Origin of the sequence: Pseudonocardia oceani, assembly GCF_019263585.2 — a bacterium.
Lineage (GTDB): Bacteria > Actinomycetota > Actinomycetes > Mycobacteriales > Pseudonocardiaceae > Pseudonocardia > Pseudonocardia oceani.
In genome coordinates this window covers 2,486,339-2,505,425 of the sequence record NZ_JADQDF010000001.1, presented here as the reverse complement: position 1 = coordinate 2,505,425, position 19,087 = coordinate 2,486,339, and the positions used below count along the sequence as shown (strand labels likewise).

At 66.8% G+C, this 19,087-nt stretch carries 18 protein-coding genes and 2 pseudogenes; all 20 read left to right on the top strand.

Annotated elements, in window-relative coordinates; translation table 11 throughout:
• The first annotated feature begins 112 nt into the window (after positions 1 to 112).
• Positions 113 to 658 (top strand): pyridoxamine 5'-phosphate oxidase family protein, encoded by a 546-nt coding sequence (locus tag I4I82_RS12500; protein WP_218590010.1) that lies wholly within the window; start codon positions 113 to 115, stop codon positions 656 to 658.
• 222 nt (positions 659 to 880) lie between these two features.
• Positions 881 to 2,320, top strand: coding sequence for a nicotinate phosphoribosyltransferase (locus I4I82_RS12495; RefSeq protein WP_218590011.1), 1,440 nt, complete (start codon positions 881 to 883; stop codon positions 2,318 to 2,320).
• Positions 2,321 to 2,619: 299 nt separating this feature from the next.
• Positions 2,620 to 3,438 (top strand): aldo/keto reductase, encoded by an 819-nt coding sequence (locus I4I82_RS12490; RefSeq protein ID WP_218590012.1) that lies wholly within the window; start codon positions 2,620 to 2,622, stop codon positions 3,436 to 3,438.
• 133 nt (positions 3,439 to 3,571) lie between these two features.
• On the top strand, positions 3,572 to 4,237 hold the full coding sequence (locus I4I82_RS12485) for an HAD family hydrolase (RefSeq protein WP_226370011.1): 666 nt from the start codon (positions 3,572 to 3,574) through the stop codon (positions 4,235 to 4,237).
• 1,474 nt (positions 4,238 to 5,711) lie between these two features.
• Positions 5,712 to 5,954, top strand: a pseudogene (locus tag I4I82_RS34940) (transposase); the annotation flags it as partial.
• Between the two features lie 199 nt (positions 5,955 to 6,153).
• Positions 6,154 to 6,276: pseudogene (locus tag I4I82_RS34935) on the top strand (hypothetical protein); the annotation flags it as partial.
• A 67-nt stretch (positions 6,277 to 6,343) separates the two neighbouring features.
• Entirely contained in the window at positions 6,344 to 6,586 is a 243-nt protein-coding gene (locus I4I82_RS34930; RefSeq protein WP_372451353.1) for a transposase, read from the top strand.
• Between the two features lie 142 nt (positions 6,587 to 6,728).
• Positions 6,729 to 7,214 carry a glutamine amidotransferase gene (locus tag I4I82_RS12475; protein WP_267461575.1) on the top strand — a complete coding sequence of 162 codons (486 nt, stop codon included), beginning with the start codon at positions 6,729 to 6,731 and terminating at the stop codon, positions 7,212 to 7,214.
• A complete protein-coding gene (locus I4I82_RS12470) occupies positions 7,211 to 8,245 on the top strand; it encodes a LacI family DNA-binding transcriptional regulator (protein WP_218590014.1) in 1,035 nt (344 codons plus the stop codon). Before I4I82_RS12475 ends, I4I82_RS12470 begins: the two co-directional genes overlap by 4 nt.
• Positions 8,246 to 9,017: 772 nt before the next feature.
• The gene (locus I4I82_RS34925) at positions 9,018 to 9,320 is read left to right on the top strand and encodes a hypothetical protein (protein ID WP_372451352.1); all 303 of its coding nucleotides are present in this window, start codon (positions 9,018 to 9,020) and stop codon (positions 9,318 to 9,320) included.
• Positions 9,321 to 9,330: 10 nt separating this feature from the next.
• Positions 9,331 to 9,531 carry a ribose-phosphate pyrophosphokinase-like domain-containing protein gene (locus tag I4I82_RS34430; protein ID WP_308112866.1) on the top strand — a complete coding sequence of 67 codons (201 nt, stop codon included), beginning with the start codon at positions 9,331 to 9,333 and terminating at the stop codon, positions 9,529 to 9,531.
• Positions 9,528 to 9,761 (top strand): hypothetical protein, encoded by a 234-nt coding sequence (locus I4I82_RS34425; protein ID WP_267460524.1) that lies wholly within the window; start codon positions 9,528 to 9,530, stop codon positions 9,759 to 9,761. The genes I4I82_RS34430 and I4I82_RS34425 overlap by 4 nt, the downstream gene beginning before the upstream one ends.
• Positions 9,758 to 10,342, top strand: coding sequence for a ribose-phosphate diphosphokinase (locus I4I82_RS12455; protein WP_225920588.1), 585 nt, complete (start codon positions 9,758 to 9,760; stop codon positions 10,340 to 10,342). Before I4I82_RS34425 ends, I4I82_RS12455 begins: the two co-directional genes overlap by 4 nt.
• 400 nt (positions 10,343 to 10,742) lie before the next feature.
• Positions 10,743 to 11,252 carry a cupin domain-containing protein gene (locus tag I4I82_RS12450; RefSeq protein WP_218590015.1) on the top strand — a complete coding sequence of 170 codons (510 nt, stop codon included), beginning with the start codon at positions 10,743 to 10,745 and terminating at the stop codon, positions 11,250 to 11,252.
• A 107-nt stretch (positions 11,253 to 11,359) separates the two neighbouring features.
• Positions 11,360 to 12,361 (top strand): acrylyl-CoA reductase family protein, encoded by a 1,002-nt coding sequence (locus tag I4I82_RS12445; RefSeq protein ID WP_218590016.1) that lies wholly within the window; start codon positions 11,360 to 11,362, stop codon positions 12,359 to 12,361.
• Positions 12,362 to 13,001: 640 nt separating this feature from the next.
• A complete protein-coding gene (locus tag I4I82_RS12440; RefSeq protein ID WP_226370010.1) occupies positions 13,002 to 13,328 on the top strand; it encodes a cupin domain-containing protein in 327 nt (108 codons plus the stop codon).
• A gap of 85 nt (positions 13,329 to 13,413) precedes the next feature.
• Positions 13,414 to 14,358: a nucleoside hydrolase gene (locus I4I82_RS12435; RefSeq protein ID WP_218590018.1), complete on the top strand. Its 945-nt coding sequence runs from the start codon at positions 13,414 to 13,416 to the stop codon at positions 14,356 to 14,358.
• Between the two features lie 227 nt (positions 14,359 to 14,585).
• Entirely contained in the window at positions 14,586 to 14,789 is a 204-nt protein-coding gene (locus tag I4I82_RS12430; RefSeq protein WP_218590019.1) for a hypothetical protein, read from the top strand.
• Between the two features lie 1,679 nt (positions 14,790 to 16,468).
• Positions 16,469 to 17,923 carry a nicotinate phosphoribosyltransferase gene (locus tag I4I82_RS12420; protein ID WP_218590021.1) on the top strand — a complete coding sequence of 485 codons (1,455 nt, stop codon included), beginning with the start codon at positions 16,469 to 16,471 and terminating at the stop codon, positions 17,921 to 17,923.
• Positions 17,924 to 18,003: 80 nt separating this feature from the next.
• Positions 18,004 to 19,071: a phosphotriesterase family protein gene (locus I4I82_RS12415; RefSeq protein ID WP_218590022.1), complete on the top strand. Its 1,068-nt coding sequence runs from the start codon at positions 18,004 to 18,006 to the stop codon at positions 19,069 to 19,071.
• Positions 19,072 to 19,087 lie beyond the last annotated feature (16 nt).

Genomic DNA, 19,087 nt, shown 5'->3' with positions numbered 1-19,087 from the left:
GGAAAGTAGAAACGATTCGCGCCGCTGGCCTTGTCGGGCAGCTTCGGGATCGGAACCACAGAACCCGACTTGGCCTCGACCACTCGCTGCCCTGAACTGAGAGGACGACCACATGGCTACCTCCCTCGGGGAGCTTGCTCCCCTCGAAGGCGTCAAGCGCTGGGCCTTCGTGGAAAGGGCTCTGCGGCTTCGGCTCGCATCTGCCCTTCCGAACGGGGCGATCAACGTCTCGCCGGCGTGGTTCGTCGTCGTAGACGAGACCGCCTATGTGCCTCTCGACCCGACCCTCGGTGATCCGGGACAGAGCACGACCCCTGACGCCCGCCACATGGAAATCATCGACGCAGGTGGCCGGGTGTCCGCGGTGATCGACGAGGGCGACGAAATCTCCAACGTGCGGGCGGTCCAGCTTGAAGGGACAGCCAATCAGGTTGACGATCCGGAGCTCGTCGAGCAGCTCCTGAATCTGGTGGCTGAGAAGTACTTCCACGTCGGTCACCCGCACCTCGAGTACTACTTCAGTGCGGGTGCGGTAGCGGCGCGGCGTTGGTACCGGATCATTCCTGAGCGCGTCGATGGTTGGGATATGCGTGAGCTGCCTCAGCCTCCGATCCAGGAACGCCTTCGCTTCCCTGACCACGTGGTGAACGGAAGCTGATTCCTTCATCGAGGCCGGCCTGCTCGGATCGAGCGACCGCCTCCATGGCCCCGACGACGGCAGTGTTGGGCCGCTGACCACGAGTTGAGCGGCCTACCGCCATCCGCTTCATGACCACCGGCCGGCGCGGGCGAGGTGAGTCAACGAGCACAGTCCTCGGCTTGGTTCGGGTCGCCTCTGACCCGGCCACCTACCTGTTGGCATACGATCAGGAGAGTTGACATGAGCGAATCGTCCCTGTGGCGCAACATCATCGTGAACGTCGATAGTTACAAGAACGCGCACTACGGGATGTACCCGGACGGCACCGAGTACGTCTCCAGCTACGTCGAATCACGTGGCGGCCGCTTCCCCGCGACGCTGTTTGTCGGGCTCCAGGCCTTCCTGCTCGAGTACCTGACCCGGCGGATCACCATCGATGACATCAACGACGCCGAGGCCGTGCACCGGCCGATGGGCATCCCGTTCAACCGACAGAACTGGATCGACCTGCTCAACGACCACGACGGCTACCTCCCGATCGAGATCGAGGCGGTCCCGGAGGGCACCGTCGTCCCGACCGGCAACGTCCTCGTGCAGCTGGTCAACACCGATCCGCGTTATCCATGGATCACCAGCTTCGTCGAGACCGCCCTGCTCCGGGGCGTCTGGTACCCGACCACGGTCGGCACCCTGAGCTGGACGGCGAAGCAGTTGATGAAGGGGTTCCTGGAACGCACCTCCGATCACCCCGAGGCAATCCGCATGTATCTGCACGACTACGGCAATCGGGGCGTCAGCTCGCTGGAGTCGGCCGGTCTCGGCGGAATGGCGCACCTGGTCAACTTCGACCAGACCGACACGGTTCCCGCGTACGTCGCCGCCCGGCAGTGGTACAACGCGGCGGCCCCGAACGGCAGCGCGGTCTTCCAGGAGCATTCCACCGTGGCGGCCGCCGGCAGGGATGCCGAGGCGGACACGTTCCGCAGCCTTCTGAAGTTCCCCGGGGTCGTCGTGGCCGGTCTTCTTGTCGACACGTTCGACCACGACCGGGCGGTCAACGAGATCCTCGGCAAGGAGATGCACGACGAGATCAGCCAGTTCCAGGGTCTCGTCGCGGTGCGGTGCGACTCTGGCGATCCGATCAAGGTGCCGGTCGACACCGTCGAGTCGCTGATGGACAGCTTCGGGTACGAGACCAACGGCAAGGGGTTCAAGGTCCTGCCTCCGAACATCCGGGTGATCCAGGGCGACGGGCTCACCCTCGACACCTACGTCGCGATCTACACCGAACTGGAGGCGCGGGGCCTGGCCGCGGACAACGTGCTCTGCGGGATGGGTGGCGGCCTGCTGCAGCAGGTCAACCGGGACACGCTCAACTTCGGGTTCAAGGCCAGCGCTATGCGCATCAACGGCGAGTGGCGAGAGACCGTGAAGGCCCCGACCGGCAGCGCGATGAAGCGGTCGAAAGGGGGCCGGCTCGCCCTCCGCTACACCGACGGCACGTACTCCACCGTCCCCCGCGACTCCATCCCGGCGGAGGAGAACCAGCTCGTGCCGGTCTTCCGTGACGGCAAGATGCTGCGCCAGTGGGACTTCACCGAGCTCATCGAGCGGAGCGAGCGGCCGACTCCGGAGAGCTACTACTCGGGCGTCGTACAGGGAGTCGCCGGCGTGCACTGAGGCCGGCCGCTGCGGGACCGACCCGTGCTCCCCTGGGTCGGTCCCGCCCCCGTGCGACCCAGCCTGCCCACCAGGTGCGCGGCCGACCGCTCGATCACGGTCCCGAGCGCCAGGGCGTGCTCGGGGATGGCCGGGTCGGTAGAGCTGCGAGCGACCTCGGACTCCCATTCGGCAAGACGCTCGACCTACGATCTCGTCGGTCGGGAGCGTGTGGCCGGAGGACGAAGACTCGCGGATGGCGTTTTCGTGGTTGCGATGTTCTCGGTTAAGGAAGAAGCTACGATATTGGACCCTCTGATATGACCCTGAATACAGTTCGGCTGGCCGGAGCGAATGTTCCACCGATCGGCCAGGGCACCTGGCGTATGGGTGCGGACCGCCCGGCCGAGATCACCGCCTTGCGGACCGGTATCGATCTCGGAATGACCGTGATCGACACGGCCGAGCTCTACGCCGACGGGGCTGCAGAAGAGGTCGTCGGTCAGGCGGTGCGTGGCCGTCGCGACGAGGTCTTTTTGGTCAGCAAGGTGCTCCCGCAGAATGCGACCACCGAGGGTACGGTCGCCGCATGCCATGCGAGCCTCAGGCGCCTGGGGACCGATCGGCTGGATCTCTACCTGCTGCACTGGCGCCGTGAGGTTCCCCTCGTGGAAACGGTGGCCGGGCTCGAGAAGCTGCGCGAGGAGGGTTCGATCCAGGCCTGGGGGGTCAGCAATTTCGACCTGCACGATCTGGAGGACTTGCCGGAGGGCGCCGTCCCTGCCTGCAATCAGATCCTCTACAACCTCACCCGTCGCGGTCCGGAGGCGAATCTGTTCCCCTGGTGTGAGCGCGTGGGCGCCGCGATCATGGCCTACTCGCCCGTCGAGAAGGGGGCGTTGCTCGATCATCCCGACCTCCGCCGCGTGGCGACAGAGCGTGGAGCCACCTCGGCGCAGGTCGCGCTGGCCTGGTCGGTCCGTAGCGGGGGCGTCATCGCCGTTCCGAAGGCTGTCCGGCTTGCCCATGTCAAGGAGAACGCTGCAGCACTGGACCTCGAGCTCACTGACGAGGAACTCGAGGTCCTGGATCGCGCCTTCCCGGCGCCGGGTGTCGTCCCCCTCGAGACGTTGTCCTGATCCGGAAAGATCTTCGTTTCCCTCGGCCCGACGGTTCGGTGATTCATCTCTGTCGAGTGACGTCTGGCCCAACCACCCTTGCATGCATCCCGCGGGCATCGTCCCGTGTGGCCTTCCCGTGAAAAGAGAGCTCATGCCACAGAGCCCAGGTGCCGACATGTCGGGCCATGGCCGACGTCTGCATGTCTTCGACATGGACGGCACCCTCCTCCGAGGTGCCGCTACGATCGAGCTGGCCCGACACTTCGGGAAGCCCGCCGTCGGTCAGGACATCGAGTCTCGGTGGCTCGCTGGCTCCATCTCGGACCAAGAATTCTGGCAGATCTTGCTCGATATTTGCGCCGGGGCGACCGAAGCTGATCTCGACGCTGCGTTTCAAAGCGCCTGTTGGATGACAGGCATCGTCGACGTCTTCACCGATATTCGTGCCCGAGGTGAGATCGCGATCGTCATCACACAGTCCCCGGCCTTCTTTGCCCGCAGGCTGCAGCGTTGGGGTGCAAGTGAGACCTACGGCTCGGACGTCGAGGTCGGCCGGCCGCTGCCGCCTTCCGCCACCCTGTTACCGGAGGACAAGGTGAGGATCACGAAGGATGTTCTGGGCCGACATCGTCTGACTGAGCATGCATGTGTCGCGTACGGCGACTCGTCGTCCGATCTCGACCTGTTCGCTTGGCTGCCGCACGCCGTCGCGGTGAACCCGAGCCCAGCCGTAGCCGAGCTGGCTTCGGCAAGTTACGTCGGCACCGACCTCCGAGAGGCGTACTCGATCGGGCGTGGCCTGCTGTCGGACGACTGACGTCGACACGACCTGAAGAGGATCACTCAAGCAGCCGGCGCCACGTCAAGTCATGTCCCCCTTGCTCCTCTGTCAAGCGGCGGCGAAGGCCGGCGACCGGGCCACGTGTTCGGCGTCGGTGAGGAGTGTGCGGTAGACGACGTCGGAGAGGACGTCGTTTGAGGGCGCGGATCGATTCGCCTTGGTGTCGCCGCCCGCTCGTCGGCGCTGAAGGACCGCCCGCGCCTGGGGGGTGGTAGTGCGCTCGAGTGATGGCGATGCAGTGCAGGGCCGCGCGGAGCTGCCGGTTCCCGATGCGGGGACAGGCGATGACGCTCTCGGTTGCCCTGACCAGACCGGGACTGGCGCGGTCCCGTTGTTCGGGTGTAGGCGTGTCGGGAGCGGAATCGTTCAACGTCAGCGGTTTCACTGATGATCTTCGCGGCGGTGGGTGTCGCGCAGTCGCAGACGGCGGTCAGGGTGGGCGCGAGCTGATGGATCAGCGGTTCGAGCTCGCGATCTCCTCGCTGAGCATGCGGCAGCGTTCGATGAGGTTGCGGAGACAGGCGTGCGACCAGGCCGCTGACTCCGTCCCAGTCGCGCAGAGATGCTTCGGGCAACACAGGCTGCGGGCCGGGGGCTGCCAGGCAGGGTCGAGTTCGTGCAGGTGCCAGTGGAGCCGGTTGATGATCGGGGTCCGACGAGGTCGTCACGGTGGTTGGTCAGCAGTCGAACCTGGCGTGCCGATCCGTCGCGTCGAGCAATAAGTAGGTCAGGCTCGCGCAGCGCTGCCCGGGCGACGGCGACTGCGTCGATCGGGTCGGACTTGCCGTAGCTACGGGGCGCTGTCGCGGACGTGAGCAATGAGCTTGGGCGGGACGCGCACGATGCGCTGGCCGGGTTCCGAGCAGGTCCCGTTCGAGGCCGGCGGGACAGGTGCCTGCAGTCCTCGACGGCCCAGAGCCGGTCGGCGCCGAACTGCTCTGCCGAGGTGAGCAGCGCCAGGTGATCTGCGGTGGTCGTGCGTGGTGCGCTCGTCGAGCTTGCGTCCGGCAGCGTCGACGGCAACGACGGTGTGGTTGCGCTTGTGCGCGTCGATTCCGAGAACCACCATGCGGGCTGTCTCCCTTCTTGTCCGGGGATGGCAGGACCGCCCGGCGGGCACGTCAGTGGGGGCGATGCCACGCTCCTCACAAGCCACGCCGGTCGGTCCAGCTGGCTCGGTCGGCCGCACAAGAGGACCAGGCCACGGACGGCAGAAGGGGGTGCAACTCCTGCCCCGTCCGGCGTGCCTGAGCGCGTGGAAGGCCACCGCATGACGCTTCGCGTGATCCCGCCGAACGAACTCGTGGAGAGGCGCCACGCGATGGCCCTGGACCGGTTCTGCCCTGCTCGAAGCCCTCGGTGCACTCGAGGCCGCCGATGTCGGTGACCGTGTCCGTCAGGCCGCGGAGACCGTCTATCAGGCGGTGACCGGGCTGAGCTCACCGATGCGATCGGGGCCGGTCTGCACGAGCGTTCCGCGAGCGCAGCAATCAGCGCAACGGGCGCACCGCGCCCGCATCCTGTTCACGACGGCGGGGATCTGGAGTTGCGGATCCCGAAGCTGCGCACCGGCTCGTTCTTCCCGAGTCTGCTCGAGCGGCGCCGTCGGGCAAATCAGGCATTGCCCGCGGTGGTCATGGAGGCCTCCCTGCACGGGGTGTCCACCCGTGAGGTCAACGACCTGGTCAAGGCACTCGGCGCCGACACCGGGAACTCCGAGAGCGAGGTCTCGCGGATCTGCGCCGGTCTGGCGTCGAGGTCGGCGTGTTCCGGGACCGCTCGTTGGCCGATCAGCAGTTCCCGTATGTGTTCCTCGACGCCACCTACTGCAAGGCCCGGTGAATCACCGCGTGGTGTCCCCGGCGGTCGTGATCGCCACCGGGGTCGGGCCGATGGGTGGCGCGAGGTCCTCGGGTTCGCGGTTGGGGACTCGGGGGACGGGGCGTTCTGGACCGCGTTCCCTGCGCTCGTTGAAGGCCCGCGGGCTCGGTGGGGTGCAGCTGGTCATCTCCGACGCCCACACCGGGCTCGAGCAGGCCATCTCCGCGGTCCTGCTCGGCGCCGCGTGGCAGAGTCTGCAGGGTGCATTTCCTGCGCAACGTCCTCGCGCAGGTCTCGAAGGGCAGCTCGGAGATGGTGGCCGCGGCGATCCGCACGATCTTCGCACAACCCGACGCCACCCGCCTGGCCGGCGCGGTCCTGGTCGAGGCCCACGACGAGAGGCAGGCCACCGGCCGCCGCTACCTCTCCGAGGCCACCCTGGCCCTGCTCGCCGCCTCGCCGACGAAGGAGAGGGTGGCGGCATCCCAGCTGATGACGGCATGATCTGCTCCGCAGAGCATCACTCGGACCGAGTTGCACCACTCGGCGGACCGTGGCCCCCAACCAGGACCAGGTTGACAGAATCGATTATGGTAATATGACGGTTTCTGGCACCGTCGAGACTGGGGGAGGACAGAGTGGGCTTGTGGCCGACTATGTGGGCTGCGGCGGGGGTCTCGTCATGATCGGCGGGTATCTGTCGTTCACCGGCATCGACGGCAAGGCCCGCTACGGCATGAGCCCGCTTACGGACGTCCTGCCGGTCACGGTGCTTCCCCATGACGACCGCAACGAGACGTTGGACGGGCTAGAGGTCGACGTCGTTGAGCCGGGGCACCCGATCCTTGGCGGCACGCTCGCGCTGTGGCCGCCGCTGCTGAGCTACAACCGATTGCTGCCCAAGCCGGGTTGCGTGGTGGCGGCCCGCACGGCTAATGACCTGATGCTGGTCACCGGTGAGTACGGGGAGCGTCGGGCGGTCGCATTCGCCTCGGATCTCGCCCCGCATTGGGCGCCCCCGGAATTCGTGGAGTGGGTGCACTACCCCGCGCTCTGGACCTCGATACCGGCGTGGGCTGCCCAGGCGACGCCAGACGCGCACGCGACAGGCCGAAGAGGGTCGTGGTCATGACGCGGTCCGGCCCTACACGTAAGCGGCCCACCATGAAAGATGTCGCCCAGCACGCTGGTGTGTCGGTGAGCACGGTGAGCTACGTGCTCAACGACTCGGGCCCGGTCGCGCCCGAGCGGCGCAATCGAGTGCTCGATGCCATGCGGGTCCTGGAGTACACGCCCAACGAGTCCGCCCGGAACCTCAAGCTGCGCAGCACCTCGACGATCGGCATGGTGGTGCCGGAGCTGACTAATCCTTTCTTCGCGATGGTGGCCGAAGGTGTGCAAAAGGCGGCATCGGAGCGAGACGTTCTGGTAGTGCTGGTCTTGCCCGATGCCTCGGGGCAGCCCGAGGAGAAGCAGGCAAAGCTTCTACGGAGCCAGCGGATCGACGGCGTCGTCTACCTATCGGGGACCGGGTCGATGCCTGCGTCGCTCTACCGGCTGGCTCGCTCCGGTCCCGTCGTGCTGGTCGATGAGCAGATCCCCGGTATGGATCTGCCTGCGGTGGTCTGCGACTCCCGGAAGGGAGCTCGCGAGGTTGCCGCGCACGCCTTGGAGCAGGGGCACCGGCGGGTAGCCGTGATTGGCGGTCCACCGTCGCTCTGGACATCCCAGCAGCGGCTCGCGGGCTACCGGGAGGCGTTTGCGGGAGCAGGACTCGACCCAGATTCGGTACCGGTCTTCCCCGGCGACTACCGACAGGCCACGGGCGAGAAACTTGCGGCGACAGCGCTGGAATCCGACTCACGGCCGACTGTGCTGCTCTGCACGAACGACCTCATGGCGATCGGCGCCATGGAGTACTGCAGACGAGTCGGTCTGCGGGTCCCCGAGGACGTGAGCATCGTCGGGTTCGACGATCTCCCCGTCTCCGCGCTGCTCACCCCCAGGCTGACCACCGTTCGCCAGCCCGCGCACGAGATGGGGTCCCGCGCGGCGTCGGCACTGTTCGATCTACTCGAGAACGACGAGTCCGAAGAACTCGGTGTGCTGCCGGTGACCGTGCAGCTGCGCGAATCGGTGTGCGCTCCGAGGGAAGGCAGATGACCGCACGGGTGCTCGTCGTCGGCGCCGTCAACGTCGACGTCGTCGTCTCGACCGACGAACTTCCCGGGCCGGGACAGACCGTCGTCGGCGCAGCGCGGAGCGCTACGGCGGCGGCAAGGGAGCGAACGCGGCGATTGCTGCCGCACGTCCGGTGCGGAGGCCCGGTACTACGGCGCCGTCGGCCGCGACGATGCAGGATCCAGTGCGGTGGCCGAGCTCGCACCGAGGCATCGACGTGACCGATGTCGCCACCCTCGACGGAGTGTCGACCGGTACGGACTGATCGTGGTCGACCGGAAGGGGGAGAACCAGATCGCCGTCGGTGCCGGGGCGAACGCCGTCGTCGGTCCGGCGGCAGTCCGAACGGGTCGTAGCGCGTGCAGCTGGCTGGGCGAGCTGTGTGCTCGTCAGCGCTGGGATCACCCCTGGATGCGGTCGTCGCCGCTGTCGAGAGTGCTGCTTCCCATCGGATCCCCTGCGTGTTGAATCCGGCGCCGGTCACGTCCGGACCCGTGGAGCTCTTCGGCCTCGGCCTCGTGCCACCCCCGACTACTCCGAGCCCGGCGACTGCGCACGCTGCTGGGGGGAGCACGGGTCGGTGCGGTTTCGGTCATGGCGGCTGACCTCGCAGCTCGCACGCAAGCTCCAGTCGTCGTGACCTCGGGGGAGCGGGTGTACTGGTGGCCGAATCCGACGGTGCAGTGGCAGCCTTGCCGGCCCGACAGATCGCGGGGTTCGAGATACGACCGGCGCGGGCGACACGTTCAACGGGGTGTTCGCCAGTGCCCTGGCCGCGGGAGCAACGGTCCTGAACGCGAGTTCCCGCGGCGTCACGGCCGCCTCGCTGTCGGTCGGCTGGGTCGATGCACGAGCCGGCATGTCGCGCAGCGACGCCAGCGACGCCGCTCACAATAGCGCCGACCAAACCGCTGCTGGTTCGCTCGGGAGGAGCCGCGTCGGAACACGACTGCATTATCGTGATCGGGGAAACAGCAGTAGCTGCTGGCCGCCGGAACGTGACAGAAATCCTGACCGCCTTCCACGGGCAAGTCCGACCAGACATCAGGACGACTGACGCCGGGTGAATCCCGCTCTGGCGGGCGCATCGTTGTCAGCTCGGCATCGAGCTCGGACCGATCACACTCAAGACTTTCCCGAACGACGAGGTCTACTGTCGCTTCGACGAGTCCATACGCGGCGCGGATGTCTTCCTTATCCAGCCGATGTGCGGCAATGCCGGGACGGGCATCACGCAAATGATGGCCTGCTCGAGCTGCTGGTCATGACCGATGCCGCTGTGGGGGCCAGCGCGCATCGCGAGATCGCCGTGACGCCCTGGTATGCGGGTACATGCGGCAAGGTAAGAAGTCGGCTGTCCCGTAAATCGATCTCGGCACGCATCTGTCGGCGTACCACCGGGACGCCCCGCCGGGCCGGCACCTCCGACGGCGGCACCTCCGGCGCGGCGAACACGTCCGGGGCGGTCGCTCGCACGCTCGAGGCCGCGGGAGTTTGAGCAGGTTCCCACGATGGACCTGCACCCAGGGCAAGTGCAGGGCTTTCCGGCGTCCCGGTCGACCAAATGACGGCCTTGATGATGTTGGCGAATTACTTTGCCGGCCTGGACGACGACCTTGGGGTCGTGGCTCCCGACGCTGGCCGGGTGAAACTGAACAAGCAGTTCGCCACCCGGCTGGGCGCTGGGCTGGCGATCTCGACAAGGACCGCCTTCGGCACCGCGCCGCCGAAAACGGACACGGCGTCGGCGATGTCCACGACAAAACCGCAATCGTCGTCGACGACATCATCAGCACAACCGGCACATTGGGTGCGGCCGCGGAGGCCGTGGTGGGCAGCGGCGCTCGTCGAATATTCGCCGTGGCCACCCACGCAGTGTTCGCGGGCCAAATCTACGAGAACCTACGATCGTCACCTCTCGAGAGAATCGTCGTCACTGACGCCATTTCGTTGAGGCCAGACGTACCCGCATTAATCGACGTCGTGTCATGCGCTTCGTTACTTGCCGACTCAATCGGCCGAATCTTTACCGACGACTCGTTCAGCACAGTTTTCCGCGGCAAGAACCATTCCGTCTGACTTGTCGTACGGTGGGGCCCGGCCCGAGCAGGGGCACCGTCCTGTTCGGCCGGCGGCCACCCCAAGTGTTCCGAACACCAGATCGGGCCGTTGACTTCATCGCGATGCTGGTCACGTCGTCCTTTCAGGCGGCTCGTCGGCTTCCTGACCGCGGTCGTGACACCCGCAGCCGTGGCGTGCCCCAGCGCGGGTGGAGGCGCACCGGCCCGGTAGAGCAGCCAGGATATAAACGTTCTATGTATTGCCGCCAGCAGGCGGCGACGCTACGCTGTGCCGGTCAGCCATGGGGGAGCACTGGTCGGGCATGTCTAGTAGAAACGATTAAACTCCTGGTGTCTGGGGTGAGGACGTGTTCGTCGAACGCCCACACGGGCGAAGGGAAGGGGATGGTGGTCGCCTGATGTCCAGCGAGGCCAAACGTGCTGCCGGCGCAGCGATCAGAAAATCGGTAGCCGCACAGGAGATCCGGTTTCCTCGGCTGTTTCGGTTCGACGAGATCGAGGCGATGCCGCGGATCGCCTTCAGCGAAGGTGTCGCAGCCGGCACCTTCATCTCGCGCGAGCGTGACGGTGCCCGGTACTACAGCCAGGGAATCAGTTTTCACGCCCCCGCCGCGAAAGACGTGGTCTGGCAGGCGACGAGCTGGGACGAGGCGTTCTATTGCATCGACGGCACTATACACATCGTGGCGACCGACGCCGATGACGTCAACGTCGAGTTCTCCCTCGAGGCCGGGGAGTATTTCTGGGCGCCAGCCGGATACAGATATACGGTGAAATCGACCGGCGTCGAGGCGAAAGTGCTTCTGACGACATCGCCGCAGATGCTGTCCGGGTGGCGCTATACCGGTGATGACGAATCGTACAGCGACGTCCTCATTGGGATGCGTCGTCTCCGCTCGGACCGTTGAGCGATCCCGCGATCGGCCCCGGAAACCTGCGCCGGTGCGGGTCCATTGGGGCAGTCGATGAGGCGGCAATTGGCCGACGCGAGTTCGTTCAGTGAGTGGGGTAAGAAGTGAGCAGCAGCGATCGGCGCGAGTTCCATGCGGTACGGATTCATCGAGTTGGCGACTCGACCCGGGTTTCGGTTGACAAGCTGACCGACGACGACCTGCCCTGGGGTGATGTCGAGGTCGACGTCTCCTACTCAGATCTCAACTTCAAGGATGGAAAAGTGATGGAGGCGGGCTCGCCTATCCCGCAGCACCTTCCCATCGTTCCCGGTATCGACTTGGTGGGAACGGTGACCCATTCTTCGAACCCACTGTTCGCGGTCGGCGATGAGGTGGTGGCGAATGGCTTCGGTCTTGGGACCGATCGTGACGGGGGGCTGACGCAGCGGACACGCGTTCCGGGGGCCTTCTTGCTGGCACTACCTTCGCGGCTCGATCAGCGGCGCGCCGCTGCGATCGGGACTGCGGGGTACACCGCCGGGCTGGCTGTTGAGGCGATCCTCGAGGCTGGTGTGAGGCCCTCGAACGGACCGGTTCTGGTCACCGGCGCGGGTGGCGGCGTCGGAACGATCGCCATCGCCGTTCTGGCCCAGGCCGGCTTCGATGTCGTGGCGTCAACCGGACGGGCAGACCAGCTGCGGGATTCGCTGCTGCGGCTGGGGGCGCGCGAGATCATCGACCGGCTGCCGGCCGAGGCCGGCGACGGGTTGGCGACTCCAGCGTGGAGCGCGGTGATCGACTCCGTCGGCAGTACGACCCTCGCCTCGGCTTTGGCCGCCACCCGCTACGGAGGCGTGGTCGCCGCGGTCGGTCTCGCACAAGGGATCGATCTTCCTTCGACGGTGCTGCCCTTCATCCTGCGAGGGGTCTCGTTGGTCGGTATCGACTCCGTCTACGCCTCCGAGTACCGACGGCGGCGAGCATGGGACCGGCTGGCGAACGTGGACCACGAGCTGCTCGACTCGATCACTTCGATCGTGGGGCTCGAGGACGCGGCGAGCGTGTCGCAGGATGTCGTGGCAGGCCGGGTACACGGGCGCGTCGTCGTCGATGTCCACAAGTGAGCAACATGGCGTTGTCGGACCATCCGGTCGTGCTCACCGATGGTGAGGTGCCGGGCGGCGCGGTGGCCGGTGTGCTCGGGCGGTCGGGCCCCTCCAGGTGGCACCACCGCGAGATGCCGACGGTGACTGAGCAGAGAGATCATATGCCCGACGACAACCCAGTGGTCAGGGAACGCCGTGGCGGCGGCTCAACTCTGGGCATATCGATGAAACACCGTCGCTTCCGTTCCATTCCATTCCCGAAGCTTGGCGCTACCGCGTCGCAACGGCTCCGGACCGCTGCGCGCTTCGGTACTTCGACGGAGAGCTTTCCGCGTCCCAGGTCGACGTCGCGACCGACGCCTTGGCCGGCGCGTTCAGGACCGCCGTTCGCACGAGGGCTACTCGCGGCGTACAAGTACCATCGGCGGATCTACATCGCAAAGGCCGCGACCGGCAAGATCAAGCGCGGCGCCCTGCGCTCCGTTCAAGCCTCGACCGATGCATCGGTCAGCCCTTAGCAGAACTGGGCGAAGTCACCTGCGATGAGTCATGAGCCTCGGTCGGGTGATCTCGGCCCCGGATGGGCGTCCGGAACTGCACCAAAGAAGTGAGAATGCCGCGAAAGGAAGTACATAGAATGACGCAACATCTCGGAAACGTGTTCCGCTACCAGCTCCAGCCTGAAGGCTACGAATCACTAGAGGATGCCAGCACCACGGTACCGACCGGTACTTACCATATCGGCACTGTCGATGGGGCGGAGATCGGAGTGTGGGAGGCGGAGCCAGGACTCATTGGGGGCCTGACCGACGACGAGGTCTTCGTGGTCCTGGAAGGACGTGCCGAGGTCACGTTCGACGACACAAAGGAAACGATCCAGATCGGACCCGGCGACGTCGTCCGCCTCAATAAAGGCCAGCGTAATACTTGGCGGACCATCGAGCGGCTTCGGAAGGTGTCCATCTGGTCGGAGTCGGGCTCATGACGTGGTTATCCCGCTGCGAGCGCCAGCCGGCGCCCCCGGCCTGGTCGGCCCCGATGCGAGAGGTGGACAGCAGATGCCCCGGCGAGTGATCCTGGACGTCGATACCGGCAACGACGACGCAGTCGCGCTCACGATGGCCGCCCTGCACCCGGATATCGAACTGGTCGGGTGCACGACGGTGGTCGGGAACCTCACGCTGGATCAAGCCACCGACAACACGCTGCGTGTCCTACACGCGATCGGCAAGAGCGAGGTCGAGGTCCACGCCGGCCTGGCCCGCCGCTTCGCACCGAGTCCTTACCCGTCCGCAGCCAACCCGGCGGAAGGAATGTTCCACCAGGACATGCTGCCAGTCGGGGTGGCGGGGCTCACGCCACATAGCTGGCGTGGCGTGGAATGGCTGGTCGAAACGTTGCGCCGCGCGACCCATCCGATCACCCTGATCCAGGTCGCCCCTCTGACCAACCTCGCAGCCGCGTTGACGGTGGCACCCGACGTGCTCGACACGGTCGAAGAGGTCATCGTCATGGGCGGCGCATGGAAGACGTCCGGGAACCGGACACCAGCAGCGGAGTTCAACATCTACACCGACCCCGTGGCGGCCGATGTCGTCTTTAGCGCCGGCATCGAGCGCCTCACCGTCGCGCCTCTCGACGCTACGCACGAGGTGCTCGTGAGTCGTGACGACCTGCGGCGCTACCGAGAGCTTGAGACCAGCGCCGGTCAAGTCGTCGCGGCTGTCACGGAGTACTACATCGACAGTTACTACGAAACAGATCCTCACGGTATCGGGAGCCTTCTTTCTGCCCCTATGCACGACGCGCTCTGCGTTGCGTACGCTATCGACCCAGCCGTTCTCGAGCTGACGGAGGTCGCCGTCGACGTCGAAACGGTGAGCCCCCAGAATTACGGTCGGACAACCATTGATCACCTGCACGGGCACAGCGGGACGGTGGGTAACGCACGTTTCGCTGTTCATGCCGACAGCGAGCGATTTCACCGGATTCTCGACGACTGCCTGAAACGGTAGGCCCTAATTATTTCGCCATGCGCAGGCGGAGGACTGGTCATCGATCCATACGTGCGGACTCGCGCCAACCGAGTGTGGCGCCCAGCTCGGCTAGGACCGACCAAGTCGGTGTGATCGAGTCAAGGTCTGGGTGTCATGCGGCGAAGCGGGCCTGCTGGGTGAGGTGGTCGAGGGCGTGCTGGTAGTTGCGGGCGGCGGCGCGCAGGGCGCTGGGTACGGGTGGGTCGGTGTCGGGCCCGCGCGATGCGGCCGTGGGCGCGAAGTCGGCGCAGGTCGTAGCTGACCTGCCCGGCCGATGGCCCGGTGGGGGCGAGGCCGAGCTGCTCGGCGAGCAGCCCGCGCAGGTCGGGGTTGCGGAATCCGCGTGGGAGCAGTCGGAACACCAGCAGCACTCGCAGCAGCGCCTGCGCGCGGTGATCACCCAGGCGTAGTCCGGCGATGCGGTGCCCGTCGCGGGTGAGGATCGGCAGGTGGACGGTGGTGAAGGCCTCGGCGGCGCGGATCGGGTTATGGCTGAGTCCTCATAGCGGTAGCCAGCGGCCCGGTCCGCCGGTGAACGGGTGCGGCAGGCGCGCCAGCCACTTGCGCAGCAGCGCGTCGATCTGCTCGGCCCCGAGCCGATCGCAGATCGCTTGCACCGCCTCCGCGTCGGCGCAGGTGGCGAAGCCGTTGGTCAGGGCGGCGAACCCCAGGCCCGCCTTCGTCGCCTGGCGTTAGCCCACTCGTGCCCGTTGAGACACAGCTTGGCGTTGTAGGGGGAGGTAGGAGCAGAACTTGGCAAAGAACGTGCCGAAGTCTGGGTCTCTAGGTGCTGGTCGAGCGGCTCAACCTCCCCGAGCGCGAACCCAAAGACACAGCCCACGGTCCGCAGCTCGGCGTGCGCGGAACGACAGCACCGCCTCCCGCTCCAGCGCGCTGGGTCCGACATCGCGCTCGGCGGTTGTGCGCGTCGGCAATGGTGGCCGGGCTGTGGCACACCAAGGTGGTTGAGGCCGCGTCGAGGCACGGCTTGATCGGGGCGACCGCCTCGTCCGGGTCGCTGTCATCGAGGTTCCTCTCTCCCGCGCGGGCGCAACTCCCGGACAAAGGGTTTTACCCGTGCCCGTTGCTTGACCTGCCAGGGTGAAGTATCCTACGATCCCAGAATCGTTTCTAATCCATGCCTGGCCAACGGAGGCCGTACACCCGCTTCATGGTCGACTGAGTGCAGGTTTCGGCGGTGGAAGGGAGTTAAAGGTGAGGTCGGATCGTTTCTTCGTCGCGCTGGCGAGTGGATCGCGCCGTTGAGCTCGGCCCCCTGGACGTGCTCGACCCGTCGACCGCGAAGCCGATCGGGACGGTTGCACTCGCCGACAACCGCGGACGTCGATCGCGCGGTCTCCTTCGCCCTCCGACCTCGCTCCGTACCGGGCGCTGCCGGAGTTCGTCGGGTGGTCGCACTACGCGGTCCTGTGGACCTCGATACCGTCCTGAGCGGCACGCGTGCAGGCCTCGGTGAAACGGGTAGGAGGCAGCGCGACGTGACGCAGTCCGACCGCAGGCGCAAGCGGCCGACCATGAAGCACGTGGCCCAGCATGCCCGGGTGTCGGCGAGCACGGTGTCCCATGTGCTCGACGACCCCGGGGCCGGTCACGCCGGAACGGCGCGGCCGGGTGCTGGACGCCGTTCCGGTGCTGGAGTACTCGCCCAACGAGCCTGCGCGTCCTGGACGGGGCGAGCTGTGCCCACTGAAGAATCGAGTCCATCCAACCCTCTCGGTCGTCGCGTGGCTGGTGGGTGGCTCGGCGGCCCGGATCGCCAGCCCCGTGCCGGTCGCGGGCAGGTCCGACAGCACCGCACGACGGGCGGTCGCCGGGGCACCCGAAAGGCCGTCCGGTGTTGCGGCGTGCCGGAATCGCCCCATATTAGCCAGGTTCGGCCAGGGTAGAAACGTTACGATCGTGTAATTCCGGTTGCGACCTCTAGCTTCGACGGGCTCGGTGAGCCAGGCTCTCCGGGGTGTGAACGGGGCGTCCGATCTGAGCGACGCTCACGGCCGGCCGGTGCGGAACCGGCCCGAAACGCGCACGAAGTCCACCAGTAGAAACGACTCTCGACGAAGGCGGATCGATGGGCTATCTCGACAACCTGATCATCGACACGGACAACTACAAGCACTGCCACTACCCGCTGTACCCGAAGGGCACCGAGTACGTCTCGAGCTACATCGAGTCCCGCGGCGGCGACTTCGCGGTGACGCAGTTCGTCGGCCTGCAGGCGTTCCTGCGGGAGAAGCTGATGAAGCCGATCTCGCTCGAGGACATCGACGAGGCAGAGTTCGTCGTCCGCGAGCAGGGGATGCACTTCAACCGCGAGAACTGGATGGGCATCCTCAACGACCACGGCGGCTTCCTGCCCGTCGAGATCGAGGCGGTGCCCGAGGGCACGGTCCTCCCGGCCCGCAACGTGCTCGTCCAGGTCATCAACACCGACCCGAAGTACTTCTGGGCCACCAGCTTCTTCGAGACCGCGCTGCTGCGCGCCGTCTGGTACCCGACCACGATCGGCACCGTCAGCTGGCTGTCGAAGATGGTCATCCGCGAGGCGCTGTCGCGCACGGCCGACAGCACGGCCGGGCTGCGCAACATGCTGCACGACTACGGCGCCCGTGGCGTCAGCTCGCAGCAGTCGGCCGCCCTCGGCGGCCTGGCGCACCTGGTCAACTTCGACCAGTCCGACACCGTGCCCGGCATCCTCGCGGCGAAGCGCTTCTACAACGCCGGCAAGGTGTCGAACTCGGGCCCGAACTCCGAGCACGCCGGCTTCTGCGCCTGGGGCCGGGCGGGCGAGGCCGACGCCATGCGCAACATGCTCGAGACGATGGGCCCGAACGGCTGTGCCCTGCTGCTGACGGACACCTACGACCACGAGAACGCGGTCAAGAACATCATCGGCAAGGAGCTCAAGGACCAGATCCAGAGCTTCCCGGGCCTCGTCGGCATCCGTCCGGACTCGGGCGACATCGTCGAGGTCACCGCGGACACCACCGAGTGGCTGATGGACGCCTTCGGCTACGAGGTCAACTCCAAGGGCTTCAAGATCCTGCCGCCGTTCATCCGGGTGGTCCAGGGCGACGGCGTGAACTACCACAGCCTGCCGCAGGTCTACATGGAGCTCGAGCGTCGTGGCCTGGCCGCGGACAACGCGGTGTTCGGCATGGGTGGCGGCCTGCTGCAGCACTGGAACCGCGACACGATGAACTTCGGCCAGAAGGCCTCCGCGGTCTGCGTGAACGGCGAGTGGCGCGACATCTCCAAGCAGCCCACCGGTTCCTCGATGAAGGCGTCGAAGAAGGGCCGGCTCGCGCTCAAGCACGAGAACGGCGTCTACACGACCGTGCCGAAGGGCTCGATCCCCGAGTCCGAGAACGTGCTCCAGCCGGTGTTCCGCAACGGCAAGCTGCTCAAGAAGTGGGACTTCACCGAGCTGATCGCCAACGCGGAGAAGGACGTCCCCGAGTCCTACTACATCGACCACGTCGGCCAGATGCGCACCGTCTCCTCGGAGATGGCCGTCTCGGCCTGACGTCGTCTACCCGGCGCCCCTGCCCGCACCTTCCCCGGCGGGGGCGCCGGGACCCCACGCGAACGAAAGAGGTTGACCCGATGGATGACCCGACCGTGCTGGTCAGTACTGTGCGCGGCCCGGTTCCGGTGGACGCCCTCGGGATGACGCTCACCCACGAGCACCTGCTCAGCGACTGGTCCGGCAGGCCCCGTGCCGAGCCCGAGGACCCGGCCGAGCGCGCGCTGTTCCACGCCGAGGTGAGCCCGTCGATGCAGTGGGTGCTCCGCGAGGACCCCCGCTGCTGTCGGGACAACGCCACCCAGGACGACCCGGACGCCACGGTCGCGGAGCTGGCGAACTTCGTCGAGGCGGGCGGGCGGACCGTCGTCGACTGCACCAACGGCGACGTCGGCCGGGACCCCCTGGCGCTGCGGGACATCGCCGAGCGGACCGGGCTCAACGTCGTCATGGGCTCTGGCTGGTACGTGCACATCTTCCACTCCGCCCGCCGCGCCGAGACCACCGTGGACGACCTGGTGGCGGAGATCCTCGCCGAGTTCGCGGACGGTGTCGGGGACACGGGCATCCGGCCCGGGATCATCGGCGAGATCGGGGTCTCCCCGCAGTTCACCGAGGCGGAACGGGCGCACCTGCGTGCGTCCGCCCGCGCGCAGCGCGAGCTCGGCGTCCCGCTGTTCGTCCACCTGCCGGGCTGGCAGCGGCGCGCCCACGAGGTCCTCGACATCGTCCTCGACGAGGAGGGGGTCCGGCCCGAGGCCGTCGTGCTGTGCCACATGGACCCCTCCGGCGAGGACCCGGACTACCAGCGGGCCGTCGCCGAGCGCGGCGTCTGGCTGGAGTTCGACATGATCGGCATGCCCTTCTTCTACGCGGGCGAGGGGCAGTGCCCGGCGCCGCACCAGACCGCGGAGGCCGTCGCCGCGCTCGTCGCCGCGGGCTACGCCGAGCGCCTGCTACTGAGCCACGATATGGCCACGAAGGCGATGTGGAGCCGCAACGGCGGCAACGGCTACGGCTACGTGCCCCGGTACTTCCTGCCCCGGCTGGAACGCCACGGCGTCCCGGGCGAGGTGACCGCCAGCCTGCTCACCGCCAACCCCCGGCGCCTGTTCACGGCGGCCCGCGGCGCGCACGCCGACCACTGACCTCTCGGAACGAGAG